We start from the raw sequence: 25,652 nt of genomic DNA, 5'->3' as shown, positions 1-25,652 counted from the left end.
TGTTTCGGCCAACCGGTCGATCCGGTCGGATCTACCCGGTCAGTCGACGCGGGCGGCCCACAGGTTCTCGCCTCGGCCGTGATACAGGTCACTCCACGTGATCCGGTGAGGCCCGGAACGCCTGGATCGTGAGCGCGGCGAACCGTCTGGACGCCGCGAGCTGTGCGGCCTCCGAGGCCATCCGGACGCCGCGGTGGGCCATGAGCATGAGGACGAGGTCGTCCACCACGAAATCCGCCCGCAGCCTGCCGGTCTCCTTGGCCCGCGCGGCCAACGTGGCGACGGAGTCGAGGATGTACTTGCGCGACGCCATGAGCTCCGTCTGACCGGCCAGCGTCGAGAGGAACGCCTCGGTGAAGCCGCGGTTGCGCGCGTGCAGCTCGCAGGTCCGCTCGATCACGCGGCAGAACCCCCGCCAGGGGTCGGGTTCGGCGAGCCCCTCGTCGACGATGGCGTGACACCGGCGCGCCTCCTCCTCGAACGCCTCGGCGACCAGGTCCTGCTTGGCCGGGAACCGGCGGTACAGCGTGGCGGGACCGACCCCGGCGCGGCGGGCGATCGTCCGCATCGGCACGTCCATGCCCTCGGCGGCGAACAAGGAGCGTGCCGCCTCGATGATCCGCCTGCGGTTGTCCAGCGCGTCAGAGCGCAGCGCATGAGAGGAATCGGTGCTCATCGCTCTCACTCTAGCCAAGTGGACGCCTGCGTCCGGTAACACGGAGACATGAGAGCGATCAGCATCCGCACGTTCGGAGCCCCCGAAGGCCTGCACCTCGTCGACCTGCCCGACCCGGAGCCCGCCGCCGGGCAGGTGCTCATCGGCACCGAGGCGATCGGCGTCGCGGGCGTCGACGTCGTCGTCCGGCGCGGCACCCTCGGCGACCTCGGCTTCCGGGAGGGACACATTCCGGGCAGCGAGGTCGCGGGCACCGTGCTCGCCGTGGGCGAGGGCGTCGGCGCGTCGTGGATCGGGCGGCGCGTGTGGGCCTTCACCGGCGTCGGCGGCGCCTACGTCGAGCGGGCCGTGGCGGACGCAGGAAACATCATCGCGCTGCCCGACGATCTCTCCGCCGTCGACGCGGCGACGATCGCGGGATCGGCTTCGATCGCCCACTTCGGACTGTCCCGCACCCGCTTCGCGGCGGGGGAGTCGGTGCTCGTGCGCGGCGCGGCGGGCAGTATCGGGATCGCGGCGGTTCAGCTCGCGGCGCGCGGCGGCGCCGCCGCGGTGGCGGTGACGACGTCGTCGGCCGAGCGCGGAGCCCGGCTGCGCGAGCTCGGCGCGACCCACGTTCTGGACCGCGCCGGCAACGGCGAGGCCCCGTTGGGCTACGACGTGATCATCGACATCGTCGCGGGCGAGGCCGCCTCGACGTTTCTCCGCAGGCTCAACCCGAACGGCCGCATGGTGACCCTCGGCGTGGTGGGCGGTCCGCTGCCAGCGGACCTCGGCGTCGCGGTGATGACGGAGTTCCAGAAGTCGTTGACGTTCATGACTTTCAGCGCCGACACCGTGCCCGCCGACGAGCTGCGAGCGGTGCGCTCCGAGAGCCTGGTGGCAGCGGCTCGCGGCGAGCTCGTGCCGGTGGTGCACGAGGTGCTGACCCTCGAGAACGCCGCCTCGGCGCACCGGAAGATGGACGAGGGCGAGGTGTTCGGCAGGGTCGTCCTGGTTCCCTGACCAGGCCTACGATCCTGACACAGGAGAGTGAGGGCGCAAGGCCTCCGGCGGGCAATCCTGTTTGCCCGAACGGGCAGTTTTCGTGGACCCATCGATTGGTCTACACCTAAAGTCGGTTTCCCTCAGCGAGCGACTGGAGGGCCTTGCGGCCACGGCACAGTCGACGGCACACTTCGTTGCCGACAACAACAAAAGTCCGGTTTCGTCGTGTTTCGCATTCGCGGAGAACGACTCCTCCGCCGGATGCCCTGCCCGACCGCGAGGTGACGACGACGTCTCTTCGCCGCACCGGTGATCATGCCACACCAGCCGGTCGGCTCAGCGACACGACCTCCTCCACCGACTTTCCACAATGGACCTGAAAACCCAATCGCATGGAGGAAAAAGCGATGGTTTCACGGCGAAAGTTCCTCGGCATCTCCGCCGCCGCGCTGAGTGCCCCCCTCTGGGCGCGGCCGCTGGTCGCCGTCGCCAGCACGGCCGCCGCCCCGGACAACCTGAAGTTCAGCCTGGTCAACAACTCCGGCGCCACCGCCTACGCCTACATCACCGGACAGCACGGCGCTCAGGCCGACGACGGGCGCCCGGTGTTCATCAAGGCGGACGGCACCGCGTACTTCCCGCCGCGACCGGGTGGCGCGGAGCCGGAGCCGCTCGGTGAGGACTGCGCGATCCCCGTGGACGGGACCACCGAGGTCACCGTCCCGCGCATGTTCGGCGCGCGCGTGTACTTCGTGACCGAGGAGAAGCTCGAGTTCCAGGTCGTGCAGGGCGAGGGCTCCAACGCCGCCGTCGTGCACCCGAACTTCGTCTCGTCCGAGGACGCGAACTACGGCAAGAACTGGACCTTCGCCGAGTTCACGCTCGACCAGACGCAGCTGTACGCCAACATCAGCTACGTCGACTTCGTGGCGGCGCCGATCGGCCTCAAGCTCGACCACGCCGGGGGCACCCAGGAGGTCCCCGGCCTGCCCGCCGGCTCGATCGACAACATCGCCTCCGGCCTGCGCGACCAGGGCGGCCCGTGGACCTCGTGTGTGCAGGAGGCCGGCGGCAACGTCGTGCGCGTGCTCAACCCGAACCACCGGCCCGACGACTTCGCGGGCTACATGGAGCCCTACGCCGACGAGGTGTGGGCGAAGTACTCGTCCGAGACGCTCATCATCGACTCGCAGCGAGGCGATGTCGGCATCCTCGAGGGCAAGGTCGAGGGCGACGAGCTCGTCTTCGGCAGCGAGCGGTTCTCCAAGCCGAACACGATCGACATCTGGGGCTGCAACAGCGGGCCGTTCGCGAACAACCCCGGTTCGGACTCCGAGGAGCGCAAGGCGATCGTGCCCAGGCTGGCCGCGGCGTTCAACCGGACGACGCTGCTGATCAACAACGAGCAGCCGCACAGCGAGGACCCCTCGACCTTCTACCAGCACGACCCGACGAACCACTACTCCCGCGTGGTGCACGAGAACATCCCGGACGGCAAGGGCTACGCGTTCGCCTACGACGACGTCAGCGCCAACACCGGCGAGGACCACAGCGGCAAGGTGAACCACGGTGAGCCCGAGCTGCTGACGGTGACGCTCAACGCCATCCGCTGACCGGCACCGACCACGGAGACGGCCCCCAGGAGCCCCTGGGGGCCGTCTCCGTGTCACCGGAGCGAACTCATCGTCACGGCCCGGTCACCAATTGCGAGAACGTGTGCTGGAATGACAGCCTCGCCCGACGAGCGACGTGACCGATCGAGGAGCCATGACACAGCCGTACCCGCCCGATCCGAACCAGCCGTACGGCCACCAGCAGCCGAGCGGTCAGCCGTCGCAGGCTCCCTACCAGCAGTCGTACTCGCAGTACGGCACCTACCCGCAGCAGCAGGGCTACCTGGGGCAGTATCCGTACGGCCAGGGGCAGCCGGACAACGGCACGGGGACGGCGGCACTGGTCGTGGGGCTGGTCTCGCTCCTGCTGTGGCCTCTCGCCGTCGTCTCGATCATCCTCGGCATCGTGGGCGTCGGCAAGGTCAAGAACGGCCGGGCGACCAACAAGGACAGCGCCGTCGCCGGCATCGTGCTCGGCATCTTCGCCTGTGTGATCGCCGTGATCTTCTTCGGTGTGGTGCTGTCGACGAAGGACTGAGGACCGTCGGTCCGCTCATCAGGCGAACCTGACCCCCGTCAGCTCCTCAGACACCGCCCACAGCCGCGACGCGTCCTCGGTGCTGCGCAGCGGAGTCCACGGCTTCTGTTTCCCGGGAGGCCCACCCAGGTTCGCGGGCCACTGCGGCCCGTAGAAGCCGCCGTCCACCGCATCGGGCGAGGTCGCCGCCAGCAGCGCAGGGAGCTTCGCGCTCTCCACGGTCCCCACGACGAGTCCCCTCGCCGAGAGCCAGCGGATCACCCGCACTCCCCTGGTGTCCTCGGCGCGCCCGACCTCCGGGCGCGCCGCGAGCAGGCTCGTCGGGGCCACCCCCGGATGCGAGAGGTTGCTCGTGATCCCCCAGCCCACGGCCCTGCTGCGGCGGCTGAGTTCGAGACCGAACAGGCCGCAGGCGATCTTCGACTGCCGGTAGGAACCCATGCTGTCGTAGGAGCGCTCCCAGCTCAGGTCGTCCCAGTTGATCGTGCCGCTGCGCGCGGCGATGCTCGCCTGGGTCGTCACCCGCGCTCGCCCGGCCTCGAGCAGCGGCAGCAGCTGACCCGTGAGCGCGAAATGACCCAGGTGGTTCGTGCCGAACTGCAGCTCGAAGCCGTCGGCGGTGGTCCTCCGGGTCGGTGGGGTCATCACGCCCGCGTTGTTGACGAGCAGGTGGATCGGCGCTCCGGCGGCCCGCAGCTGTTCGCCGAGTGCCGCGACCGAGGCCAACGACGACAGGTCCAGCTCCCGCAGCGAGAGCTTCGCCCCCGGGTGGCGCTCGCGGATCCTCGCGACGGCCGCCGTGCCCTTGTCCGGATTGCGCACCGGCATGATCACCTCGGCTCCCGCACCGGCGAGCCTCGTCGCAATACCGAGGCCGACGCCGTCACTCGCTCCGGTGACCAGCGCTCGTGTCCCGGAGAGATCGGGCACGGTGATGTCGTACTGCCGTCGAGGCATGGGTTCGCTCCTGTGTTTCTCGGCTGAGGCTCACCTCGAGACTCCACCGCCGCGCGGGCGTTATCCACGGTCTGTCGATCCGTGGTTGAGCCGGGCCGCGCGGGAGATGATGCACGGATGATCGATCGAGCGGGGCTGGCCGAGTTCCTCCGTGGCCGCAGGGAGGCATTGCAGCCGGAGGACGTCGGGCTGCCGCGGGGGCACCGTCGGCGGACCAGCGGACTGCGACGCGAGGAGGTCGCGGCGCTGTGCCACATGTCGGCCGACTACTACTCCCGCCTTGAGCGCGAGCACGGCCCGCAGCCCTCGGAGCAGATGATCGCCTCGATCGCGCAGGGCCTGCACCTTTCGCGCGACGAACGCGACCACCTCTTCCGCCTCGCCGGGCACCAGCCGCCGGTGCGGGGCCCCGGTAGCGACCACATCAGCCCCGGGATGCTGCGGATCTTCGACCGGCTCACCGACACCCCGGCCGAGATCGTCACCGAACTGGGCGAGACGCTGCGGCAGACCCCGCTCGGGATCGCACTCGTCGGGGACCTGGCTCGCCACACCGGCCCGTCGCGCAGCATCGGGTACCGGTGGTTCACCGACCCCGCGGCGCGCGAGCTGCACCCGTCCGAGGACCACGAGTTCTACTCGCGGATGTACACCTCGGGGCTTCGGGGCGTGCTGACCCTGCGCGGGCCCGAGTCCCGGGCCGCGCAGCTCGCGGAGCTGCTCACCGGCCGGAGCGAGGAGTTCCGCACCCTGTGGGCGAAGCACGAGGTCGGCATCACGCCGAGAGCGGTCAAGCGCTATCGGCATCCCGACGTGGGCCTGTTGGAGCTGAACTGCCAGGTCCTGCTGGACCCGGAATCGTCGCACTCGCTGCTGGTCTACACCGCCGTACCGGGTAGTGAGAGCTACGAGAAGCTGCAACTGCTGTCGGTGGTCGGCGGTAGGTTCTCGGCGAGTACCGAACCCGACGGCGAAGGGCAGACGTGACCATGCGACGGCTCGTCATCACGCAGAACACCACGCTCGACGGTGTGGTCGAGAACGACGGCACGTGGTTCGACCCGACCGGCGACACGCAGCGGGAACGCGAGCTCGCGGTGGTGACGAGGGAGCATTCGGCCGCCTCCGACGGGTTCCTGGTCGGCCGCGTGACCTTCGAGGAGATGCGGGGGTTCTGGCCGAACCAGATCGACGACCGCACCGGGGTCACCGATCACCTCAACCGCGTGCAGAAGTACGTCGTGTCGAGCACCGTGGCCGACCCCGGCTGGGACGGCACCACCATCCTGCGTGGCGGCGCCGGGCTGGCCTCGGAGATTCGCGGACTCCTCGAACAGGACGGGACAGATATCGTCCTGACCGGCAGCATCACCCTGGCCCACGAGCTGCTCCGCCTCGGACTCGTCGACGAGCTCCGGCTCTTCGTCTACCCCGTCGTCCTCGGCACCGGGCGACGCCTCTTTCCCGCCGACCACGACCTGCGCGATCTGACCTTGGAAGAGTGCCGGGTGTTCACCGGAGGTGTGACGCTGCTGCGCTACACGACGTGAGCACGAACCGGCGGGGTCGCGCGATCGCGACGGCCCCGCGGTCGACCGTGCCGAGCGGCCGGCCCGGGCACACGTGCCCGGACCGGCCGCTCGAACGGACTCAGCCCCAGGTGGAGACGAACCAGGACTGGCGTCCGGTCTCAGGCTCGTAGGAACGCCGCGGAAGTGTTCCAATGTCGGCGCCGTAGACATGGATGCCGACACACGGAACGTCGCTGCCGCATTCCACCTGATGCACGTCGTCGTCGGTGGTGCAGCAGACGGTCACCTCGCCGGGCCCCCAGTCGGCCTCGCCGCGAACGGCCAGCGGTTCGTCCGCTGTGACCGGTTTGACGTAGTCGACCTCGCGCTCGACTCCGGAGTGGATGCCGACCACGCCCCACGTCTCGTGCCCGTGCACCGGCGTGCTCTGCCCGACGTCCCAGACCGCGCACGCGACCGAGAACGCACCGTCGGGATCGACGTGCAGTGGCCGCATGACGTAGCGCTCGGCGCGCGGCACGGTCAGCTCCCCGGGTAGCCGGAGGCCCGCGGCGAGCAGGCGACGCAGCCGCGCCGCGACCTCCTCGGTGACATGCCGTTCGCCGCCTCCCGTCGCGACGACGACACCGACGTCGGTGATGAAGGCATCGAGGTCGTAGTCGTCGCGGGTGTCCTGGGCGTTGGAGGTCATGGTGCTCCTCGTACTCCGAGTCTTCTCGTTGGTCAGTCGTCCTCGTGGAAACAGCGCATAGCGGTGAATCCGTGCGTGTAGGCGGCGCCCGCGCGCAGGGCGGACGCGACGAAGGTGGTCTCCGCGATCTCCTCTTCGGTCGCGCCGGCCTGTTTCGCGGCCGCCACGTGACTCTTCAGGCACGCCTTGCACTGCGTCGTCAGCGCGACACCGATGGCGATCAGCTCGCGAGTCTTGAGCGGGACCGCACCGTCTTTCCTGGACATGACGGCGGCGGAGAACGTGCTGTACGCCTTGGCCTCGACGGGCGCGGCGGATCGCAGCGCGGGCATGAATTCACGGTCGTACGTTTCGGCGGCAGAACTCACAGCGAACCTTTCGACGGGGGCGAGGGGGACCTCGGTTCACCAGTTCCGACGATCACCCCGATGAGAACTCGATTGTCCTTCCGGTACCCGACTGCAGGCTAGACTTCCCTGCCGATGGGGTCATAGTCTGCGGCGATGACGGACGGCGCGGTTCCTTTCGACATCGTATCCCTGAAGTTGTTGGTCATGATCGGTCGTTGGTCCAGCATCAGCCGCGCCGCCAGGGAAGTCCGCCTTTCCCAGCCCTCAGCCAGCATGCGACTGGCCGAACTGGAGCGTCGAATCGGGAGCACGCTCGTGGAGCGCTCGCCATCAGGGTCCCGACTGACCCAGGTCGGCATGAGGGTGGCGAGCTGGGCGTCCGATGTGGTCTCCGCGTCCGAGAGCTTCACGCAGAAAGTCCACGCCATGCAGGACTCCGAGGAGCACCGGCTGAGAATCGCGGTGTCGAAGACGATCGCCGACAACCTCCTGCCGGACTGGCTGGTCGCCATGCACGCGGCGGCCGCACCCGAAGTCACGGTCGCACTCGAGGTCCTCGACGCGGCCGACGTGGCCGAACGGGTCCGCGACGGATCGTCGGAGGTCGGGTTCGCCGAGGGCTACGAGTCCGTGGGAGACCTGCGTTCGTGCGCCGTCGGCTCGGACGAACTACTCGTCGTCACCGCGCCCGGCCACCGGCTCTCGCGCGAGGAGCCGGTGTGCCTGAGCCGGCTGGCGTCGATTCCGCTGGTACTGCGCGAAGACGGCTGCGGCAGCAGGGCCACGCTGGAGCGGGCGTTCCATCAGGCCGGTCTCCAGCTCGCCATCGGAGCCGAGCTCGCGTCGACCGTGGCGATCAAGACACTGGTGGCGACCGGCGAGAAGGTCACCGTCCTGAGCGGACTCTCGGTGCGCTCGGACGTGCGCGAGGGCAGGCTCGTGGCGCTGCGGCTGGACGGCGGGCCGCTGAAGCTGCCCTTCCGCGCCATATGGCGCCGCAGCCCACGGCCGACCGGCCCATCGCGCACCCTGATCGACATCGCCCGACGGCTGGGACAGCAGCACTCCCGCGACCGGGTCACGGCCCCGTCGCCACCTCCCGCGCCGAGTCGGTGATCCAGTGCGACCAGGATCCTGGGTACAGGGCGGCCGCGACTCCCGCGGCCTCCAGCGCGAGAACCTGGTGCGCGGCGGTCACTCCTGATCCACAGTAGACGGCGACCTGCCGGCCCTCCCGGGCACCGAGGTCCTCGAACCGGGAACGCAGTGCCGACTCGACGAGGAACCGGCCTCGTTCGTCCACATTGTTCAGCGTCGGTGCGCTGACCGCGCCCGGGATGTGCCCCGCGACCGGGTCGACCGGTTCGGTGCGGCCGAGGAAACGGTCGGTGTCGCGGGCATCGAGTAGCAATCCTCCCCCGGCGACGAACTCCGGCACCTCGTCCGCCGTCAGCACGAGCGCTCGCCCTGGCACCGGCGTGAAGTCACCGGGCTCGCCGCTGCCGCCGTCACCGGACTCGACCGGCCCGCCCGCCGCCTGCCAGGCCGCGAGGCCGCCGTCGAGCACCCGGACGTCGGGATGGCCGTGGAACCGCAGCAGCCACCACGCCCGCGCAGCCGCCGTGCCCGGCCCCGCGTCGTAACAGACCACCGGTGTCCGGGAACCGACGCCCAGCCGCCGCAGGACACCGGCGAAGCGCTCGGGATCCGGCAGCGGATGACGCCCTTCCGGACCCGGCGGGTCGGCGAGATCGCGGTCCAGGTCGACGAACCCGGCCGACGGAAGGTGCCCGGCGCGGTAGCCGTCGCGGTCGGCGTGGGTCGCCAGTGCCCAGCGCACGTCGAGCAGGACGGGTGGCGCGGTTCCTGCCAGTTCGGCCCTCAACGTCGCCACGTCGGTCAGCGGTGTGCTCATGCGTGCTCTTCCTCCTGCGGATGCGGACAAGGCTGCGGCACGGCCTTGCCTGGATTCATGAGGCCCTGCGGGTCGATCGCCCGCTTCACGAGCTCGTGCAGTCTGCGGGCCGCGGGATCGAGCTCCACGGTGAGCGCGTCGCGTTTGAGCAGACCGACGCCGTGTTCGCCGGAGATCGTGCCACCCAGCTCGTGGGCGGTGTCCATGATGGCGTGGAAGGCTCGCCGCGCCGCCGCGTCGGCCTCCGGGTCTCCGTACGGGGCCACGATCACCGGATGCATGTTGCCGTCACCCGCGTGCCCGAACGTCCCGATCAGCGCGCCCGTGCGCTCGGCGATCCGTTCCACCGCCTCGAGCAGCTCCGCCAGCCTGCCGCGGGGAACGGCCACGTCCTCCAGGTAGACCCGGCCCAGCCGCTCCAGCGCGGGGTAGGCGAACCGGCGCGCGCCGAGCAACAGTTCCGACTCGTCCGCGTCGTCGGTGCGGAACACCTCGAGCGCTCCGTGCGCGGCGAACGACGTCTCCAGCAGCCGGGTGTCCTCCACGCCGGAGGCCCCCGGCAGGTCGGTCTGCGCGATCAGCAACGCGGCCGCGGAGGTGTCCAGGTCCATCGACTTCCACTCATTCACCGCTCGGATCGTGGTGCGGTCGAGGATCTCGAGCAGACTCGGTGTGGTCCGAACGAGACAGTCGCGCACCGCGTGCGCGGCGGCCGACATGGTCGGAAACGTCGCCAGCACGGTGAGCGCGGGCGGCGGCACCGGCCGCAGCCGGACCGTGATCTCTGTGACGATGCCCAGCGTGCCCTCGCTGCCGGTGAACAGCGCGGCCAGGTCGTAGCCCGCGACGCCCTTCACGCTGGTCCTGCCGACGCGCGTGAGGGACCCGTCGGGCAGCACGACCTCCAGCGCCAGCACCGAGTCCCTGGTGACGCCGTACTTCACGCAGCACAACCCGCCCGCGTTGGTCGCGACGTTCCCGCCGATCGTGCAGAAGTCCCGGCTGGCCGGATCGGGCGCGTACCAGAGATCGTGTTCCCTGGCCGCGTCGCGCAGCGCCGTGTTGAGCACGCCGGGTTCCACCACGGCCACGCCGTCGGCCGCGTCGATCCGCACGATCCGGTCCATCCGGTCGAGACAGATCACCACGCACCCGTCGACGGCGTTGGCGCCGCCCGCCAGCCCGGACCCCGCGCCACGCGGAACCATCGGCACTCCGTGCGCGGCGGCGACCCGCACGGCCGCGGCGACCTGGGCGCTCGTCCGCGGCAGCACGATCGCTCTCGGGCTGCCCGCGGGCACCTCGGCCGCCTGGTCGCGGCGGTAGCCCTCCATCGAGTCCGGCTGGTCGATGACGTCGCCGGGGTCGAGCACGCCGCGCAGGGCGGTCAGGAAACCGTCGGTCATCCCCGCGACACCGCCAGCACGATGTCGTCGACCAGTGCGGCGGCCCTTGGCTCGTCGTCGAGCGCGCTCAGCCGGGCGATGAGCTCACCCCGCACCCCCGGGTCGAGGACACGCTCGGTGCACGATTCGAACTTGGCCTCCAGATCTCCCCGCGTCATGGGATTGTCCGGATGCCCCTTCGGCGCCTTCGACCGTGCGACGACCGTCCGGCCGCCCGTGAACCGCACCATGACCTCCACGTCCTTCGCGTTGTGCGGCAGCTCGTCCTCCGCGACCAGGCGCCGGGACACCCTGCGCATCAACGCATCGAGCTCACCTCTGCTCTCCCGGTACCCGTCCCGGAAGCTCCACTCCTCGAGCCCGCCGCGCGACAGTCCCTGTGCGACACAGAACTCGGGGCTGAAGCGGGCCTGGTCCCCCGTCGCCGGTGCCCGGTACCGCAGCGTGCGGTCGGTCTGCGGGAGGATCGAGCACGCCACCGACTCGATCGCGTCGAGTCCCGGGCCGTCGACGACGAGCCGGTGCAGGTCGATCGCGCAGTCCACCAGCCCCGTGGCCGAACCGCAGCATGGGTAGGGCTTGAAGCGCAGCCCGGCCTCGATGTGCGGCGGCCCCGCGTGCTCACGCCACGTGCCGCCGAACATCTCCAGATAGGAGGCACGGAGGTCGAGCGCCGCCGGGCCCGCGTCGATCCCGGCGGCGGCGAGCTCGGCCGCCTGCACCCCGTTGCCCGCCGCCCAGCCCGCGTGCAGTGGCTTGACCGGTGAACCGAAGTTGGCCTGGATCCCGCCCGCCAGCGACGCGGCGATCCCCAGCGCGTGGCGGGTTCGGTGCGGCGTCAGGCCCAGCATGCGCGCCGCGGCCACCGTCGCACCGAACACCCCGATCGTCGAGGTGGTGTGCCAGCCGCGGGCCCGCTGCTCGTCCGAGGCCCCGGCGCTGATGCGGCCGAGCGCCTCGTAACCGCTCAGGTAGGCGTCCACGAGCTCGGCACCGGTCGCACCCTCCCGGTGGCCGAGCGCCAGCACGGCGGGAACGAGGACCGCGGACGGATGACCGTGCAGCACCTCGGAGACGTCGTCGAAGTCGCGAGCGTGCGCCAGGCTGCCCCAGCCGGTCGCCGCGTGCTGCGCGCTCAGCGCCCGCATCCCCGGCACCGCCACCGATCCGGGACCACTGCGCCCCAGATGACCGGCGACGGCCACCTGCGGCGGATCGTCGATCGCGGCCAGCGCCACGGCGACGACATCGAGGAACGCGAGCCGTACCTGCTGTCGCGCGCGCTGCGAGACGTGCTGCCAGTCGGCCGAGACCAGGCCGGCGAGGCTGTCCATGTGACTCCTTCCCACGGGACCCGGCTCAGCTCACCGTGAGTTCGAGGCGACGGGAGAGCAGGCTGAGCGAGTAACAGATGACGAAGTAGACGGCCGCCGCGAACAGCAACAGCTGGAACGGATACGCCAGACTGCGCGCGTTGGCCTCCAGTACCCTGGTGAAGAACTCGGGGACCCCGATGATCGTGGCCACCGACGTGTCCTTGATCAGCACGATCATCTGCGACACCAGCGCGGGCATCATCCGGCGCACCGCCTGCGGCAGCACGATGTGGCGCAGCGCCGAGTACGTCGACAACCCGGTCGCCCTGGCAGCCTCCGTCTGTCCGGGGTCGATGCTCTGGATCCCGCCGCGCACGATCTCCGCGACGTAGGCTCCGATGTAGATGGTCAGTGCCACGCAGCACGACCAGAACGCGGACACGTCGTAGCCCTGCGCCGCGATCATGAAGTAGGTGAAGAAGATGAACAGCACGAGGGGAACGCTGCGGGCGCCCTCGATCAGCACGACCGCCGGATAACGCGCCCACCGCCGCTCGGACAGCCGCAACACCGCGAGCACGGTGCCCAGCAGCAGACTGCCGACCATCGACACGGCCGCGATCCCGCCGCTGAACGACAGCCCGCCGAGCATGTAACCGAGGTTGTTCCAGACCGCTTCCATCCCGGGTCACACCCCCGCCGAGGTCGTGGCGAGCGGCTTTCGCCTGGCCCGCGCGGGTTGTCCGCCCCACCGCCGGTCGAGCCGCCTGGCGAGGTAGTTCAGCAGCGCGCCCTCCGCGAGGCAGACCGCCGAGAAGATGGCCATGGTCACGCCGAACACGGCGAAGAACTGGAAGGTCGCCGACTGGATCTGGTAGGCCTGATACACCAGGTCGGGCACGCCGATCACGAGCACCAGCGCGGTGTTCTTGGTGACCGTCACGTACTGGTTTCCCAGCGGGGGCAGGATGATCCGCACCACCTGAGGCAGGATCACGTACCGCGTCGCCGTGCGGTAGGACAGTCCCGACGAGCGGGCCGCCTCCAGCTGACCGCGCGAAACCGACTGCCATCCGCTGCGCACGATCTCGGCCATGTAGGCCGACCGGTACGACACGAGTGCACACAACCCGGCCAGGAACTGGGTGCCCATCAGGTCCCGGAGCGGTTCGGTGATCGTCAGCACCCAGGGCAGGCCGAACACCCCGAAGTTCCAGAGGCTGATGTGGATCAGGAACGGGACGTTGCGGCAGGCTTCGGTCACCGCGATGGCCAGCCAGCGCAGTGGCGCGAGCCGGGGCGAGGTGGTCACCCTCGCCAGCGCGATGGCCGTGCCCACGAGGGAGGACAACACGATCCCCAGCACGGTCAGCTGCAAGGTGACCGACAGCCCGGACAGCAGCAGCGCGCGCCCTTCCGGACCCAGCACCACGCTCCAGTCGATGTCTCCGCCCATGGCTACTTCTCCGGCCACGTGGCGAGGGCGAAGTCGTGATCGCCCCACCACTTGCGAACGAACCGGGCGTAGGTCCCGTCGTCCTGCATCGCCATGAGCTCACGGTTGATCGCGTCCCGTAGCGTCGAGTCGCCCTGGCGCACCCCGATGGAGTACGGCAGCGGCAGCAGGTCGTCGGGGCCGATCACCCTGGTCACGGTGCCGCTCTTGGCCAGCGCCTCCTGGCTGCCCTCGACGGTGCCCCGGGTGGCGAAGATCGCGTCGGCCTGCCGGGCGAGCAGCGACTGCATCGTGTCGGTCCACTTGGAGACACTGAGCACCTGGCACGTCGAGCAGATCCGCGGCACCAGGGTCTCCTGGATCGAGCCCTGCGCGACCACGATCTTCTTGCCCTCCAGATCCTCGATCCGCTGATACGGCGACTTGTCGAGGACGAGGAGCTTCATCGACTCCTCGAAGTAGTCGACCGTGAAGTCGATCGCCTTGTCCCGCTCCCGCGTGTGCACCATCGACGCGGCGAGGATGTCGACCTTGCTCGTCGTCAGGTTCGCGATGCGGTTCGCGCTCGTCACCGGCTTGGTCTCGGCGCGAACGCCCAGGCGCCTGGCGAGCTCGTGCACGACGTCGATGTCGAAGCCCTCCGGTTCGGACTTGCCCTGAGGCACCGAACCCCAGACCACGGCGTCGTACTTCGTGCCCGCGACGAGCACGCCGGAGTCCAGGACCTGTTGCAGCCCATCGGCCTGCGAGCCCGGTCCTCCTCCCGACAGGGCGCATCCGGACAGGGCGGATCCGCCGAAGACCAGCACAGCACTGAGTGACAATGCGCGCGTCCATGAGCGCATGGTGGGAACCCTCTCGTGACGGTCAGGTGATGATCTGGGACAGGAACCGCTTGCTCCGCGCGTCCTGCGGATCGGCGAAGAACGTGGCCGGGGCGGTCTTCTCGACGATGGTCCCGGCTTCCATGAAGATGACGTGGTCCGCGACCTTGCGGGCGAACGCCAGCTCGTGCGTGACGACCATCATCGTCATCCCGGTGTTCGCCAGGTCGGTCATCACGTCGAGCACCTCGCGGATCATCTCCGCGTCCAGCGCGCTGGTGGGCTCGTCGAACAGCATGATCCGAGGCTTCATCGCCAGTGCCCTGGCAATCGCGGCCCGCTGCTGCTGCCCACCGGAGAGTTGCGCCGGGTGTTTGCCGGCCTGCTCGCGGATCCCGACCCGGTCGAGCAGTTCGAGCGCCAGTTCGTGGGCCTCGTCCTTGGCCATCCCGCGAACCTTCATCGGCGCCAGCATCACGTTGCGCTCCACCGTCAGGTGCGGGTAGAGGTTGAACTGCTGGAAGACGAACCCGATCTCGGTGCGCAGCCGGTTCAGGTCGGTGCGCCGGTCGTGCACGGTCACCCCGTCCACGACGATGCGGCCCGCGGCGATCGGCTCCAGGCCGTTCACACAGCGGATGAGGCTGCTCTTGCCCGATCCCGACGGGCCGAGCACCACCACGACCTCACCGGGGTCGACCGTCAGCGACACCTCGGACAGGACCTGGAAGTCGTCGTAGAACTTGTCGACGCCCTCGATGTCGATGATCGGGCTCATGCCGCAGATCCAGCGCCGGGATGGGCGTCGAGGATCCGGTCGATCGCGAGCTCCAGCTCCCGCGCTCCCTCGTCGACCCGGTCCCGCGCGAGCCGGCAGCGCTCGACGTCCTTGGCGAGGGTGCTCGCGAACTCCTCGAGCTCGCGGCGCAGCGCCGACGGTGCGGGGCCGCCGTAGAGCATGCGGGCGCGGACGTTCTCCACCGGGTCCAGCGCCGTCCGCAGGGCCTCGGGCGAGAGTCCCACGGGAGAGCCGAAGTACTCGACGGCCGCCTCGTCGATCAGGTCCACGGTGGTCTCCATCGGCGAGATCCCGCGTTCCTCGGTGTAGCGCACGACGATGCCGATGATCTGGTGGGCGCTGCGCCACGGCAGGCCCTTCTCGCGGACCAGCGCTCCCGCCACGTCGGCGCCCTGCGCCCAGTACCGCTGCACCACCGCGAGCATCCGGTCCCGGTCCACGGTGAGCTCGCGAAACACCGAGACCGCTTCTTCCAGTCTCCGCCGGGCACCGGAGAATCCGGTCCACTGTGCACTCTCAATGAGCCTGCGCCCAGCGACGGGCAACCCGGTGGAGCCCTTCTCCACCATGAGCGCGGTCGTCATGCCGCCCGCGGCCGCTTCGCTGACGGCCTTGGCCGCCTCGCAGAAGTACGGATTCCGCTTCTGCATCATGATGCTGCTCGTCCCGCAGAACCGGTCGGGCAGGTCGACGAAGCCGAACTCGGAGCTGAACCACAGCTGGAGGTCGTCGGCGAGGCGAGCGAGGTTCGCGGTGTGGATGCTCAGCACGGCCATCGCCTCGAGGCACTCGGCGTCGTGGCTCAGGATGGCGTCCATCGTGTGCGGGCTCGGGCGGTCGAAGCCCAGCAGGAACGAGGTGCGCTCGCGGTCGAGCGCGAACTCGCTGCCCGCGAGGATCCCGGCTCCGGCCGAGCTGACGTTGACCCGGCCGAAGCAGCCGAGCAACCGGTCGACGTCGCGCTCGAAAACACACGACCACATCGACATCCAGTGCCCGAACGTCGTCGGCTGCGCGTTCTGCGTGTGGGTGTAACCGGGCATCACCACGTCGGCGTACTCGGGCGCGAGCTCGATCAGGACCGCGCGGAACGCGTTGATCGCATCCACCAAGCCGAGCAGGTGATCCCGCGTGGCGATCCGCCTGCCGACCGCGCCGAGATCACCCGAGCTGCGTCCCAAGTGGATCCGGCCGCCGACCTCCTCACCCAGCGTGCGGATCAGGAACTGCTCACCGGAGTGCATGCCGCCCTGCACGCGGAACCGGACCTCCGAGACACCTTCCTTCTCCATGTCGCGCAGCGCGCTCAGCATCGCCGCGGCATCGGAACCGCCGATCAGCTCCTGTTCGGCCAGCATCACGAGATGCGCCTTGTCGAACTGGTGGATCGCGTCGAGCGTGTCCCCCAGCTTCTCCGTGCGGTGCGACTCCAGGTCGGGAAGGACATCCTCGGTCAACCGGATGCCCGCGGTGCGAAAACCACGGTACTCAGCGGACGTCTGCTGGCGCGGCATCGTTGCCGCCTCCTTTCCTCGGGAGTCGCTGTCTCCCGCTGCTGGTCAGGGTCGTGTCAAAATCCTGACTCCGCTGGGAAAGGAGTGGAAGCCTCTGATTCGCATGACGTCATAGGCAAAGCCGATAGGCCGGAGACACTGTCCCCGTCCGCCCGAGTGAGGCGATGGCATGGTGGCGCGAGCGGCTCACCGCGCCGGCATGCCTCCGTGCGGGCTGGTGACCACCACCGGGACGGACCCTTCGGCGAGGTAGAAGTGCCCAGGATAGTGGTCGAGGTGGAGATGACCGCCGTCCTCGGCGGAAGCGACAGCACGCAGGTTGTCGGCGAGCACGGCCCGCGCCGCGTCGTCACCGCTGATCACCAGCACCCGCCGTTCGGAGTCGAGGTACACGAGAACTCCGGGCCCGGGCGTCGTCCCGACCTCGATCGCCCTGGCAGCACCGTCGTCCGGCGGGGCCGCCGACCCGAGCAGCCCAGCGCCGTCGGCCACGGCATCAGCCAGGCGGGTCAGCTCGTCCGCCGACGCCGTGAGCTCCACCTCGTCGGAGCCGGGGTCACGGACGAGTTTCACCGGCGACGCTTCCTCGAGGGTCGTCATGTTCTGCCACGAACGACTCCCGGATGGTACGGACCGTGCGGCGCAGAGCCGCGACGAGCGCTGACTGTTCGCCGTCGCGAGTGCAGAGTGAGATGGGGCAGGCGGTGACGTCGACGACCGGAACGAAGACCACCTCAGGGTGCCGGTAGCTGTCCACAACGGAACTGCCGGTGATCGCGATGGCGTCGCCGCGCGCGACGACCTCGAGGAGCTCGTCCATCGTGTGCACAATGGGCCCGTAGCGCACGGGTTCCCCGCTGGGGCGCGGATCGCAGGCCCACCACCGCACCCATTGTTCGTCGCTCCTGTCGTCGTCGACGTGGGGATCGCCGTCGAGGTCGGCCAGGACGACCTGGCTACGGGCGGCCAGCCGGTGCCCGACCGGGAGCGCCACGACCCGGGGTTCGTGGCGGACCACGTCGAGTCGCAGCCCGTCGGCGTCGGCGATCGGAGGGCGCACGAGCGCGGCGTCGACGGTGCTGTCCCGGACCGCGCTCGCCTGCTCGTGCCAGGGCAGTTGCACGAGCTGGACGGTGACCGCGGGTGCGTCGCGTTGCAGCAGGTCCAGGATTCGCCGGGTGTGAGTACCGGTCGCCGCGCTCATGAATCCGAGCCGGAGGACGCCGTGGATCGTGCGGCGGTGCGCCTCCACCGCGGCCACCGCGCGGTCGGCCGCGGCCAGGGCCGCGCGGGCTTCGAGGAGGAACTGCCTGCCCGCGTCGGTGGGCACCACGGGATGGGCACTGCGATCGAGGAGGTCGACGCCGAGCTTGCGCTCGAGCGTGCGGATCTGCTTGCTCAGCGCGGGCCCGCTGACCAGGAGCTTGGCGGCCGCGCGCCCGAAGTGGCCTTCGTCGACCACGGCCACGAGGTAACGCACGAGGTGCAGGTTCAAGTCCACGGTGACTCCTCCTGCCTCCAGTGTCGCATGACTCGCCCCCACCAGTGCTCCTACCTGCTCTGATAACCAGATGGTTCAGGGTCTGACCGAGAAGTGTCCTGGACTCGCGGATGCTGCGAAGGCGATTCTCTGTGGCACCACCAACGACGGAGGTACCACCGTGAGCCGCTACGAGCAGGAGTTCGTGACGATGTTCGCCGGGCTGGAGAAGCAGCTGGAGAACATCGAGAACCCGCACCACCGCGCGATCCTGAAGAACTACCGACGCCACGGCCTGCTGGAGGTGTCCGGGCGCTACCGGGAGCTACTGGCACCGGACATGACGGTCGAGCATCCGCGGTACCGGCTGCACGAGGGCGGCCAGTCGATCGTGCTGGACGGGATGGCGCAGGTGACGTCGTTCTACGAGTCGCTGGCCGCGGCCAACGCGCTGGTCATGTGGGTGGTCGACCAGGACATCGCCGTCAACGACCACGGCTTCTCCGGTGAGGTCGTGTTCAACGAGTTCGTCCCGGCACCGATGCTCGGCGAGAGCGCCTTCGGCGACATCCGCGTCGGCGACGACCCGAATGAGATCTACCTGCTCACGCGCACGCTCGCCTTCGTGTGGCCCTACGACGAACGGGCCCGGTTGATCGGCGAGCACGTCTACGAGGACGCCGCCTCCCGCGAGATCAGCGAACCGGACCCGGCCGACGTCATCACCGCCGAACGCGCCGCGCAGCTGCTCGCGCCGGAGATCGAGAAGGCCCTGCCGTGAGCGTCGCACTGGTCACCGGCGCGGCCGGCGGGCTGGGCTCCGCGATCGCGACGCGCCTCGCCCAGGACCACGCGGTACTGCTGACCGATGTCGACTCCGGGAAGCTGGGCGACCTCGCCTCAAAGCTCGCCGCGGACGGCGCCAGTGTGGCGCACGCCGTGTGCGACGTCTCCGACCGCGACTCGGTCACTGCCGCGTTCGACACCGCCGAAGCGCAGCTCGGCGAGGTCGACGTCCTGGCCAACGTCGCGGGCGTCGGGAGGTTCGTGCCCCTCGCCGACCTGACCGACCAGCAGTGGGACCGCACCTTCGCGGTGAACACGCGGGGCACGTTCCTCACCTGTCAGGAACTGTTGCGGCGGCGTGCGGGAAGGCCAGGCGCGATCGTGAACCTCGCGTCGATCGGCGCCCGGCTCGGCATGGACATGCTGGCCGACTACGGACCTTCCAAAGCCGCGGTGATCGAGCTGACGCATGTCGTGTCCCGGGTCGGCGCGCCGACGGGTGTCCGGGCCAACACGGTGATGCCCGGTCTGATCTGGACGGACATGTGGGAGAAGACCAGCGAGTGGTTGCTCGCCAACGATCCCGCCCTCGCCGGATCGTCCGCCGAGAAGATCTTCCAGGGTTTCGTGGAGTCAATGGTTCCGATGCGCCGGCCGCAGACCCCACAGGACGTCGCGGAGATGGCGGCGTTCCTGCTCTCCGAACGCGCGGCGAACGTGACCGGCCAGACCATCTCGGTCGACGGCGGCGTCGTTCTCACCTGATCGTCGACTACGCCACCGACCCGGCGCCGGGCCTGCACGTGAAGGCCCCGCTGTGAGAGAAAAGACCCCCGCCCGTCGTGCCAGCCGCTAGTCTGGCCGCATGTGCCGGTATGCCGAGACGCCGTACAAGGTCCACTACGTGTGTCTGCCGTGCCGTCGCAGCAACAAACACCCGTGGGACGGCGCGCGGCACCTGTGTCCTTCGTGCCGCGCGCCCATGGTCTTCGCGGGGCACGACTTCGCGGCTCCCCGCCGACGGGACTCATCGGGCTGGGCGGCCGTGGCCGCGGTGCTCACCGCGGGACTGCGCTATGAGGGCTTCGAGACCTGCGGATGCGGACACGAGCCGAAGTTCCGGCCGCGCACCCGCGCGCAGGTACGCCACCGCCGCCGAATCGCGGATCGAAACGGAGTCCCCATCGCCGACGCACTGGCCTCGCGCGACCCCTACGACGTCACGTGATCAGTGAACCGGTGTCGATCTCGTCGTATTAGACGGGAAACCCTTCTGCGGTGAGAAAGTCGTGGAATTGCGCGGCGACACCGTCTTTCGCCGCACCGGCCTCCAGCCAGGCGGTGACCCCGACATCCCAACCACCAAAGACAGAACGCCACGGCCGCAGCACCCACGTCAGCCCAACCTGTCCCCCGGACTCGTACCTCGCCTTGACGATCAGATCACGATCGGCGTCGGCCCACCGTTGCTCGCCCTGCCAACCGTGCAAGTCCAGACGTTCAAGAAAACGAGCGAGGCCCCGCCCTGTCACGACGTCGGTGACGCCCTCCACGCGGGCGCCCAGCCCCGGTGCCTGTGCGTGAACGACGAAGAACAACCTTCGATCCCCGGGGTCCGTCGCGACATGTCGTTGCGCGAACCGCACGGACACCGAAGGGTTGCGCTCGCACCGGAGCACGACCCTGGCAGAGCCAGATGCCGACTCGAGTAGCGGTGATGCTCCGTCTGGTTCCGAAGCGTCTCCAGCAACACGTCCGTGATCGCACGACGCTCCCGGGCACGTCACTCCGGCAGGCGCGCGCCCTGCCGGTCGAGTTCCCGGCGCACCGTGGCCGTGTCGACATCACCGTCGCGGGCGGTGAGCGCGGCGGCGACACCGGAGGCCTGTCCGGTCGCCAGCGCGGTACCCATGACCCGCAGTGACGCGCCAGCACCGGCGTCGCCGTCCACGGTGCGACCGGCGCCGAACAGGTTGGGCGTGTTGCTGCTGCGCAGGACATCGAGCGGGATTCCGTAGTAGCCCGGTTGCCCGATTCGTTTCCACTCCGCGGGCAGGCCCGGGCCGGGATGTGACTCGATCGGCCACGCACAGACCGCTACCGCCTCGTCCACCGGCCCTGGTTGCAGCACGTCCTTCTCCGTCACCTGCGCACGGCCGACGAGATGACGTGACTCGCGCGTGCCCAGTTCTGGTCCCGTGCTGACGATGTAGGCACCGGAGCAACCCGGCAATGACCGGATGACGTCGAGATAGGCCTGTGCCTGTCGCCGGGCACTGCGCTCGGCGCGGCTGGTGTCCGCCGCGCTCCGGGCGTCGTAGCCCTCGTCGGCCAGATAGGTGATGAGGTCGCCCGAGACCGGCATCCGCGCGACCAGGCCGCTCTCACCGGTCAGGTCGTCTCGTCCGGCGCGCTTGGCCGCGCGGATCGCGGTGGTCATGAGGGCGCGGTCGACCCGGACATCGGCCGGGATACCGCCGAACCGGACCCCGAGCGTGCCGTTGAGCACCCAGCCGTCGTTGCCGTACCGCACGTCCGCGCCGCCCTGATGAGCAAGGTCGGCCTCGCCGGTGGCGTCGACGAACGCGTCCGCGCTGTAGGTGTGGGTTCCCGAGTGGTCGGCCACTCTCAGCGCGGTGATCCGGTCCTGGTGCCGGGTGGCGTCGAGGACGTACGAGTGCAGCAGCACGTCCACGCCCGCCACCTGGCACAGCTCATCCGCGACGCGTTTCACCGATTCCGGGTCGAACACCACGGCCACCGCCGTGAATTTCCGCGGTTCGGTCACGGCACCCAGCTGCCGCAACCCGGCCAGCATCTCCTCGGCGACACCGAAGACGACCTGCCGCAGGTCCTCGGTGAAGAGCCCGCAATAGGTGACCACGTTGCGCAGGGTCGCCGCCCCGCCCAGGCACGGGCCTCGCTCGATCAGCAGGGTGCGCGCGCCCGCGCGCCGGGCGCCGAGAGCAGCTCCGATACCGGCCGAGCCGCCACCGGCGACGACGACATCGTAATGATCGGTCACGGTTGGATTCCTTTCTTTCTCACGCAACGCGTTCTTCGGTCAGCCCGGAAGCGACTGTCGGCGTGTCACGCTCCCGAATGCCGAGCATGAGCAGCATTCCGAACAGCGGACCGGCGGCCAACGTGGCGAAGGCCCAGAAGAACGACTGGGTCGCCTGGAAAACCGCACCGATCACCACCGGGACGATCGTGCTGCCCAGCTGCCAGAACGAGTTCGTGATGCCGGCTGCGGATCCGGCGAGCCGGACACCCGCGAGTTTGGGAATCAACGCCACCATGAGCGGGCTGTAGACATACGCGGCGATACCGAGGAACGGCGCCACCCACAGGAAGCCGGTCAGGTCGTCGCGAGTACCGAAAACCAGCAGTGTGACGACGAACGCGCCGAGCACGATGATGACCGGGATCTTCCGCCTGTCGCCGAAGAGATCGGACACCATGCCGATGAACGGTTTCGCCGCGATGGCGGTGATGCCGAAGATGACCACGACGGTTCCCGCCTGCACCGGTGAGATGCCGTTGCCCCTGACCATCAGGGAGTTCGACCAGGTGATGAACCCGTAGGTACCCCACAGGCCGCCGAAACCGGCGAGGCCGAGCAACCACAGGTCGCGATTGCGGGTCAACGGACGCAGGTTCGGCACCTCGCGGCGAGTCTCGGCACCGTGTTTTCCGGGACGCAGCAACAGGAAACACAGCACCGCGACGACCATCGACGCCGCGCCGAACAGGTGATACGAGGTCCGCCACCCTGACGAGGCGAGCAGACCCGGCACGACCGCGTTGGCGATCACGGTGCCGAGCGAGGTCGCGGTCATGAACACACCCATCGCGAAGCCGCGGTCCCGCGCCGGGAACCACTGCGAGATGAGCTTCACCCCGGCCGAGTAGTCGCATCCCGCGAACACGCCGACGGCAGCCTGGAAAGCGATGCCGAGAGGAACCGAGTCGGTCTCCCCGAACAAGATCATGAATCCGCCGGCGACGAACAGCGAGACGCTGATCACCGCACGAGCACCGAGCCAGTCCGTCAGCACCCCGCCCGCGGCGTTCGAGATGACATAACCGACGTAGTAGCCGGTGGCGAACACCCCCAGCCCGGCCAGCGAGACGCCAAGATCCTCGCCGACCGACATCGACGCGGGGCCCCACGTCGACCGGTCCACCGCGGTCATCGTGAACGCCGCCCACGACAGCACCAGCACCACCCACCGGTACGGATGCCGCGTCATGACGGGATCGGAGATACCACTCATCGTTGAGGATCCTTTCTGCACCTGCGGTCCACCTGCCTGCCAGGCAGGGCTTCCGGTGACACCTGGCGGCGCGTGCGATGCGGCCGTCTGCGTGGTGGTCACCGAAAGGCCGGACACAGCGCAGTACACAGTGCATGACAGCGGTACGTCCAATGCCAGCTGATCAGACGTGGTATGCCTATCAGGCAGAACCCGGTGTGAAGGAGACCAATGGAGCTACGTCATCTCCGGTACTTCGCCGCGGTCGCGGCCGAGGGCTCGCTCTCGCGGGCCGCCGAGCACCTGCACCTCACCCAGCCGTCGCTGAGCAGGCAGATCCGGCAACTCGAACACGACGTCGGCGCGCCCTTGTTCGAGCGCACCCCCAACGGGACGACCCTCACCCCGGCCGGCACCGCCCTGCACCGCCACGCACTGCTGCTCCTGCGCCTCGCCGACGCCGTACCCGACATGGCGCGCTCCGCCACCGGCCGAAGCCGGGAGGTCGTGCAGATCGGCGTCCCGCCCGGCCTACCGCAGGAATGGCTGCTCAACGCGCTCGCATCCCTGGAAGCCGAGGTCGCGCACGCTGCCGTGACACTCACCGAAGCCGGGAGCACCGAACAGCTGCGCATGATCCGTGAAGGGCATCTCGACCTCGCCATCGTCCGGGAGCAGCCTGCCAGGCTCAGCACGGAGCACCTGTTCGACGTCCCCTTCGGCGTCGCCATCCGCCCCGGCCACCCGCTGGCCGATGGGACGACCTGCCGCCTCCGGGACCTCGACAACCTCAGGGTCCTCGCTCACGGCAGGCAGCAGGTACCGGTCGTCGACGACAGGCTGGTGGTGGCGGCCCACGACGCCGGGGCCGTACCGCTGTGGCAGTTCGCCCAGTTCACCGAACACGCACTGGCCTGCGCCGAAGCCGTGAAAGCCGACGCCGTCCTGCTCATCGCGCAGTCGGCACGCCGCCTGCTGCCCGCCTGGCCGTGGCTCCCGCTGACCGAGCCCGAACTCGCACTGACCACCTGGCTGGCCTGGCCGCCACAAACCCGGACCGTCGTGAGCGAGGTGGCCCAGGCCATTCGCGCAACGCCTCCCGCCGCATGACGTCCCGGGGCGGTGCACCGCCGGCAGAGCTGCGGGGCGAGGCCGCACCAGCCGACGAGGGGTGGCAGGGATGCGGCTCATCGATGACACCCCGAGCCGTCGGCCGGTTCGTCTCCACGGTCGTGAGACTCCGAGTCGATCGGCACCGGCTCGTCGGCGGAACGGCGCAGCCTGGTCACTGTTCGCCGCCACGTTACCGGGCCGCGGTGAATCCACAGTGGATCCGACAACCGAGATCCGCTCAGGCGTCTACTGGCGATCGCTCGCGCGCCGGCAGAGTGTTCGCGCGCGAGCGCCGCACGGCTGCCACACTGCCCACTGCCACGAACGCGACCACTCCGCCCGCCGTCAGCAGCGTCGTGGCGTCCGGGTCGACGACGGATTGCCCGCGCTGTGCCTGCCAGGTGAGAATCAGCACCATCGCGAGGTACCCGCAGGAAGCGACCCGCAACAGGTTGCGGCGCAGCAGTTCGTCGCGCAACGCGGGCACTCGCGTACTCGCCGCGACCAACGCCAGCAACAGCAGCGGCAAAAGCTGGATCGCGTGCAGCCCGACGAAGTGTGCGACGCGCAGATCACCACCGACCGTGCTCCAGCCCACCAGTGGCAGCCCCGGCCCGCCGTCCACGTCACCGACCGTGTGCGCTCCGACGATCGTGGGCGTCCTGCCCGCATCGATCCTCGCCTGCTGCGCGGGCGGCGGCGTGAACATCAGCGCCGCGACCGCCATGCCCAACACGGACAGTGCGAGACCGGCGCGCACCGCGGTCGCCTGCGCCTTGTCCGGCAGCCGCTGGAACACCAGCAGCACGGCCACGACCACCACGGCGAGCATGGCCACGTAAGCTCCGGTGGCGAGCAGGTTGTGCAGCAGGCGGTCGGTCGCGTCCTCGACGTTGAAGTGCGCTCGCCTGCCCCTGATGATCGTCTGCAGGACGATCACGGCCAGATCCAGCGCCAAAGCCGCGGCGACGACGGTGCCCAGCCACCAGCCCGCCCTGCGCCACCGGGGCAGCAGCGACAGCAGCCACGCGAGTGTCAGGAGATACAGGGGCAGCGACACGCAGAACTTGAAGGTCTTGAGCCAGATGGGCTGGTTGAGCAGTTCCCTGCCGTCGACCAGCAAGCCCACCAGGGCCACCACGCCGACCGCGGCCATCGCGGCGGACACGGCGACGAGCGGTCCGTGCAGCCCCCGCAACGCTCGCGGCCAGGCTGGAGTTGGTTGTGTTTGCGTCACCAGGAGGACTCTGCCCACCGAAGCCGTGCGAAACACGGGTGTCGGCACCCAAGATCGCGGTGGGGTGAACCCTACCCGCGAGATCGGTCCACACCGGACGGTGTGCTCGCAGCAGCCGTCGTCCCGTCAAGATCTGCTGCGCGAGTGGCAGCTGTGCGCCGCCGGCCCCTGCCCGCGCGGCCGCTGACCCAGGACATCACACC

General features: G+C 69.5%; 28 protein-coding genes and 1 pseudogene. 11 read left to right on the top strand and 18 right to left on the bottom strand.

Annotated elements, in window-relative coordinates:
• Positions 1-88: 88 nt before the first annotated feature.
• Entirely contained in the window at positions 89-676 is a 588-nt protein-coding gene (locus tag JHE00_RS20115) for a TetR/AcrR family transcriptional regulator (protein WP_200320265.1), read from the bottom strand.
• Between the two features lie 48 nt (positions 677-724).
• On the opposite strand from JHE00_RS20115, the gene JHE00_RS20110 reads away from it, so the two are divergent.
• The 3 genes from JHE00_RS20110 (at position 725) to JHE00_RS20100 (ending at position 3,814) form a co-directional block, all read left to right on the top strand.
• The gene (locus JHE00_RS20110) at positions 725-1,681 is read left to right on the top strand and encodes a zinc-binding dehydrogenase (RefSeq protein WP_200320263.1); all 957 of its coding nucleotides are present in this window, start codon (positions 725-727) and stop codon (positions 1,679-1,681) included.
• Positions 1,682-2,070: 389 nt separating this feature from the next.
• On the top strand, positions 2,071-3,276 hold the full coding sequence (locus JHE00_RS20105) for a glycoside hydrolase family 64 protein (RefSeq protein WP_200320261.1): 1,206 nt from the start codon (positions 2,071-2,073) through the stop codon (positions 3,274-3,276).
• Between the two features lie 154 nt (positions 3,277-3,430).
• Complete coding sequence (locus JHE00_RS20100) at positions 3,431-3,814, top strand: DUF4190 domain-containing protein (RefSeq protein ID WP_200320259.1); 384 nt, start codon at positions 3,431-3,433, stop codon at positions 3,812-3,814.
• Between the two features lie 18 nt (positions 3,815-3,832).
• Here the strand turns inward: JHE00_RS20100 and JHE00_RS20095 are convergent, their stop codons facing one another.
• Positions 3,833-4,771, bottom strand: a complete 939-nt coding sequence (locus tag JHE00_RS20095) for an SDR family oxidoreductase (protein WP_200320257.1) — start codon at positions 4,769-4,771, stop codon at positions 3,833-3,835.
• A 117-nt stretch (positions 4,772-4,888) separates the two neighbouring features.
• Between JHE00_RS20095 and JHE00_RS20090 the strand changes: the two genes are divergently transcribed.
• Positions 4,889-5,758 (top strand): helix-turn-helix transcriptional regulator, encoded by an 870-nt coding sequence (locus JHE00_RS20090; RefSeq protein WP_200320255.1) that lies wholly within the window; start codon positions 4,889-4,891, stop codon positions 5,756-5,758.
• Between the two features lie 2 nt (positions 5,759-5,760).
• Positions 5,761-6,321, top strand: a complete 561-nt coding sequence (locus tag JHE00_RS20085; RefSeq protein ID WP_200320477.1) for a dihydrofolate reductase family protein — start codon at positions 5,761-5,763, stop codon at positions 6,319-6,321.
• 100 nt (positions 6,322-6,421) lie between these two features.
• Here the strand turns inward: JHE00_RS20085 and JHE00_RS20080 are convergent, their stop codons facing one another.
• Complete coding sequence (locus JHE00_RS20080; protein ID WP_200320253.1) at positions 6,422-6,994, bottom strand: cysteine dioxygenase family protein; 573 nt, start codon at positions 6,992-6,994, stop codon at positions 6,422-6,424.
• A 32-nt stretch (positions 6,995-7,026) separates the two neighbouring features.
• A complete protein-coding gene (locus JHE00_RS20075; RefSeq protein ID WP_200320251.1) occupies positions 7,027-7,326 on the bottom strand; it encodes a carboxymuconolactone decarboxylase family protein in 300 nt (99 codons plus the stop codon).
• A gap of 171 nt (positions 7,327-7,497) precedes the next feature.
• On the opposite strand from JHE00_RS20075, the pseudogene JHE00_RS36105 reads away from it, so the two are divergent.
• Together JHE00_RS36105 and JHE00_RS20070 are read left to right on the top strand one after the other, a co-directional pair.
• Positions 7,498-7,641 (top strand): annotated as a pseudogene (locus JHE00_RS36105) (helix-turn-helix domain-containing protein); the annotation flags it as partial.
• Positions 7,642-7,770: 129 nt separating this feature from the next.
• The gene (locus JHE00_RS20070; protein ID WP_230424554.1) at positions 7,771-8,460 is read left to right on the top strand and encodes a LysR substrate-binding domain-containing protein; all 690 of its coding nucleotides are present in this window, start codon (positions 7,771-7,773) and stop codon (positions 8,458-8,460) included.
• Here JHE00_RS20070 and JHE00_RS20065 read toward each other — a convergent pair.
• The 10 genes from JHE00_RS20065 to JHE00_RS20020 all read right to left on the bottom strand — a co-directional run bounded on the left by JHE00_RS20065 (position 8,423) and on the right by JHE00_RS20020 (position 18,075).
• Positions 8,423-9,259, bottom strand: coding sequence for a sulfurtransferase (locus tag JHE00_RS20065; RefSeq protein WP_200320247.1), 837 nt, complete (start codon positions 9,257-9,259; stop codon positions 8,423-8,425). The two genes, JHE00_RS20070 and JHE00_RS20065, sit on opposite strands and share 38 nt — an antisense overlap.
• A complete protein-coding gene (locus JHE00_RS20060; RefSeq protein ID WP_200320245.1) occupies positions 9,256-10,665 on the bottom strand; it encodes an FAD-binding oxidoreductase in 1,410 nt (469 codons plus the stop codon). Before JHE00_RS20060 ends, JHE00_RS20065 begins: the two co-directional genes overlap by 4 nt.
• Entirely contained in the window at positions 10,662-11,999 is a 1,338-nt protein-coding gene (locus tag JHE00_RS20055) for an MmgE/PrpD family protein (RefSeq protein WP_200320243.1), read from the bottom strand. Before JHE00_RS20055 ends, JHE00_RS20060 begins: the two co-directional genes overlap by 4 nt.
• A gap of 25 nt (positions 12,000-12,024) precedes the next feature.
• On the bottom strand, positions 12,025-12,663 hold the full coding sequence (locus JHE00_RS20050; protein ID WP_200320240.1) for an amino acid ABC transporter permease: 639 nt from the start codon (positions 12,661-12,663) through the stop codon (positions 12,025-12,027).
• A gap of 6 nt (positions 12,664-12,669) precedes the next feature.
• Positions 12,670-13,437 carry an amino acid ABC transporter permease gene (locus JHE00_RS20045; RefSeq protein WP_200320238.1) on the bottom strand — a complete coding sequence of 256 codons (768 nt, stop codon included), beginning with the start codon at positions 13,435-13,437 and terminating at the stop codon, positions 12,670-12,672.
• A gap of 2 nt (positions 13,438-13,439) precedes the next feature.
• Complete coding sequence (locus JHE00_RS20040; RefSeq protein WP_200320235.1) at positions 13,440-14,261, bottom strand: transporter substrate-binding domain-containing protein; 822 nt, start codon at positions 14,259-14,261, stop codon at positions 13,440-13,442.
• Positions 14,262-14,304: 43 nt separating this feature from the next.
• Positions 14,305-15,039: an amino acid ABC transporter ATP-binding protein gene (locus tag JHE00_RS20035; protein WP_200320233.1), complete on the bottom strand. Its 735-nt coding sequence runs from the start codon at positions 15,037-15,039 to the stop codon at positions 14,305-14,307.
• Positions 15,036-16,574 (bottom strand): argininosuccinate lyase, encoded by a 1,539-nt coding sequence (gene argH / locus JHE00_RS20030; RefSeq protein WP_200320231.1) that lies wholly within the window; start codon positions 16,572-16,574, stop codon positions 15,036-15,038. The genes JHE00_RS20035 and argH overlap by 4 nt, the downstream gene beginning before the upstream one ends.
• 186 nt (positions 16,575-16,760) lie before the next feature.
• Positions 16,761-17,147 carry an Imm32 family immunity protein gene (locus JHE00_RS20025; RefSeq protein WP_200320229.1) on the bottom strand — a complete coding sequence of 129 codons (387 nt, stop codon included), beginning with the start codon at positions 17,145-17,147 and terminating at the stop codon, positions 16,761-16,763.
• On the bottom strand, positions 17,131-18,075 hold the full coding sequence (locus JHE00_RS20020) for a LysR family transcriptional regulator (RefSeq protein WP_200320227.1): 945 nt from the start codon (positions 18,073-18,075) through the stop codon (positions 17,131-17,133). Before JHE00_RS20020 ends, JHE00_RS20025 begins: the two co-directional genes overlap by 17 nt.
• Positions 18,076-18,235: 160 nt before the next feature.
• Here JHE00_RS20020 and JHE00_RS20015 point away from each other — a divergent pair, with 160 nt between their 5' ends.
• From JHE00_RS20015 to JHE00_RS20005, 3 genes are all read left to right on the top strand, one after another.
• Positions 18,236-18,835 (top strand): hypothetical protein, encoded by a 600-nt coding sequence (locus JHE00_RS20015; protein ID WP_200320225.1) that lies wholly within the window; start codon positions 18,236-18,238, stop codon positions 18,833-18,835.
• The gene (locus tag JHE00_RS20010) at positions 18,832-19,605 is read left to right on the top strand and encodes an SDR family NAD(P)-dependent oxidoreductase (protein ID WP_200320223.1); all 774 of its coding nucleotides are present in this window, start codon (positions 18,832-18,834) and stop codon (positions 19,603-19,605) included. The genes JHE00_RS20015 and JHE00_RS20010 overlap by 4 nt, the downstream gene beginning before the upstream one ends.
• A gap of 100 nt (positions 19,606-19,705) precedes the next feature.
• Entirely contained in the window at positions 19,706-20,068 is a 363-nt protein-coding gene (locus JHE00_RS20005; protein ID WP_200320221.1) for a hypothetical protein, read from the top strand.
• 28 nt (positions 20,069-20,096) lie between these two features.
• On the opposite strand, the gene JHE00_RS20000 is transcribed toward JHE00_RS20005, so the two are convergent.
• The 3 genes from JHE00_RS20000 to JHE00_RS19990 form a co-directional block, all read right to left on the bottom strand.
• Positions 20,097-20,519: a DUF6228 family protein gene (locus JHE00_RS20000; protein WP_307832025.1), complete on the bottom strand. Its 423-nt coding sequence runs from the start codon at positions 20,517-20,519 to the stop codon at positions 20,097-20,099.
• A gap of 104 nt (positions 20,520-20,623) precedes the next feature.
• A complete protein-coding gene (locus JHE00_RS19995; RefSeq protein ID WP_200320217.1) occupies positions 20,624-21,865 on the bottom strand; it encodes an FAD-dependent oxidoreductase in 1,242 nt (413 codons plus the stop codon).
• Between the two features lie 19 nt (positions 21,866-21,884).
• Positions 21,885-23,120 (bottom strand): MFS transporter, encoded by a 1,236-nt coding sequence (locus tag JHE00_RS19990; protein WP_230424552.1) that lies wholly within the window; start codon positions 23,118-23,120, stop codon positions 21,885-21,887.
• A gap of 210 nt (positions 23,121-23,330) precedes the next feature.
• Here JHE00_RS19990 and JHE00_RS19985 point away from each other — a divergent pair, with 210 nt between their 5' ends.
• The gene (locus tag JHE00_RS19985) at positions 23,331-24,209 is read left to right on the top strand and encodes a LysR family transcriptional regulator (protein WP_200320215.1); all 879 of its coding nucleotides are present in this window, start codon (positions 23,331-23,333) and stop codon (positions 24,207-24,209) included.
• Positions 24,210-24,450: 241 nt separating this feature from the next.
• On the opposite strand, the gene JHE00_RS19980 is transcribed toward JHE00_RS19985, so the two are convergent.
• Entirely contained in the window at positions 24,451-25,449 is a 999-nt protein-coding gene (locus JHE00_RS19980) for a hypothetical protein (RefSeq protein ID WP_307832024.1), read from the bottom strand.
• Positions 25,450-25,652: the final 203 nt, after the last annotated feature.

Origin of the sequence: Prauserella cavernicola (assembly GCF_016595675.1) — a bacterium.
GTDB classification, from domain to species: Bacteria; Actinomycetota; Actinomycetes; order Mycobacteriales; family Pseudonocardiaceae; genus Prauserella_A; species Prauserella_A cavernicola.
The sequence above is the reverse complement of the archived record's forward strand: the minus strand, read 5'-3'. Positions and strand labels throughout refer to the sequence as shown.

What these genes read in the sequence shown, in the direction of transcription:
- JHE00_RS20035 (WP_200320233.1), bottom strand. Translation starts at nt 15,039, where the DNA reads ATGAGCCCGATCATCGACATCGAGGGCGTCGACAAGTTCTACGACGAC.
- JHE00_RS20090 (WP_200320255.1), top strand. Translation starts at nt 4,889, where the DNA reads ATGATCGATCGAGCGGGGCTGGCCGAGTTCCTCCGTGGCCGCAGGGAG.
- JHE00_RS20105 (WP_200320261.1), top strand. Translation starts at nt 2,071, where the DNA reads ATGGTTTCACGGCGAAAGTTCCTCGGCATCTCCGCCGCCGCGCTGAGT.
- JHE00_RS20085 (WP_200320477.1), top strand. Translation starts at nt 5,761, where the DNA reads ATGCGACGGCTCGTCATCACGCAGAACACCACGCTCGACGGTGTGGTC.
- JHE00_RS19985 (WP_200320215.1), top strand. Translation starts at nt 23,331, where the DNA reads ATGGAGCTACGTCATCTCCGGTACTTCGCCGCGGTCGCGGCCGAGGGC.
- JHE00_RS20070 (WP_230424554.1), top strand. Translation starts at nt 7,771, where the DNA reads ATGCAGGACTCCGAGGAGCACCGGCTGAGAATCGCGGTGTCGAAGACG.
- JHE00_RS20095 (WP_200320257.1), bottom strand. Translation starts at nt 4,771, where the DNA reads ATGCCTCGACGGCAGTACGACATCACCGTGCCCGATCTCTCCGGGACA.
- JHE00_RS20055 (WP_200320243.1), bottom strand. Translation starts at nt 11,999, where the DNA reads ATGGACAGCCTCGCCGGCCTGGTCTCGGCCGACTGGCAGCACGTCTCG.
- argH (WP_200320231.1), bottom strand. Translation starts at nt 16,574, where the DNA reads ATGCCGCGCCAGCAGACGTCCGCTGAGTACCGTGGTTTTCGCACCGCG.
- JHE00_RS20100 (WP_200320259.1), top strand. Translation starts at nt 3,431, where the DNA reads ATGACACAGCCGTACCCGCCCGATCCGAACCAGCCGTACGGCCACCAG.
- JHE00_RS20080 (WP_200320253.1), bottom strand. Translation starts at nt 6,994, where the DNA reads ATGACCTCCAACGCCCAGGACACCCGCGACGACTACGACCTCGATGCC.
- JHE00_RS20005 (WP_200320221.1), top strand. Translation starts at nt 19,706, where the DNA reads ATGTGCCGGTATGCCGAGACGCCGTACAAGGTCCACTACGTGTGTCTG.
- JHE00_RS19990 (WP_230424552.1), bottom strand. Translation starts at nt 23,120, where the DNA reads ATGAGTGGTATCTCCGATCCCGTCATGACGCGGCATCCGTACCGGTGG.
- JHE00_RS20115 (WP_200320265.1), bottom strand. Translation starts at nt 676, where the DNA reads ATGAGCACCGATTCCTCTCATGCGCTGCGCTCTGACGCGCTGGACAAC.
- JHE00_RS20075 (WP_200320251.1), bottom strand. Translation starts at nt 7,326, where the DNA reads ATGCCCGCGCTGCGATCCGCCGCGCCCGTCGAGGCCAAGGCGTACAGC.
- JHE00_RS20050 (WP_200320240.1), bottom strand. Translation starts at nt 12,663, where the DNA reads ATGGAAGCGGTCTGGAACAACCTCGGTTACATGCTCGGCGGGCTGTCG.
- JHE00_RS20065 (WP_200320247.1), bottom strand. Translation starts at nt 9,259, where the DNA reads ATGAGCACACCGCTGACCGACGTGGCGACGTTGAGGGCCGAACTGGCA.
- JHE00_RS20110 (WP_200320263.1), top strand. Translation starts at nt 725, where the DNA reads ATGAGAGCGATCAGCATCCGCACGTTCGGAGCCCCCGAAGGCCTGCAC.
- JHE00_RS20045 (WP_200320238.1), bottom strand. Translation starts at nt 13,437, where the DNA reads ATGGGCGGAGACATCGACTGGAGCGTGGTGCTGGGTCCGGAAGGGCGC.
- JHE00_RS20060 (WP_200320245.1), bottom strand. Translation starts at nt 10,665, where the DNA reads ATGACCGACGGTTTCCTGACCGCCCTGCGCGGCGTGCTCGACCCCGGC.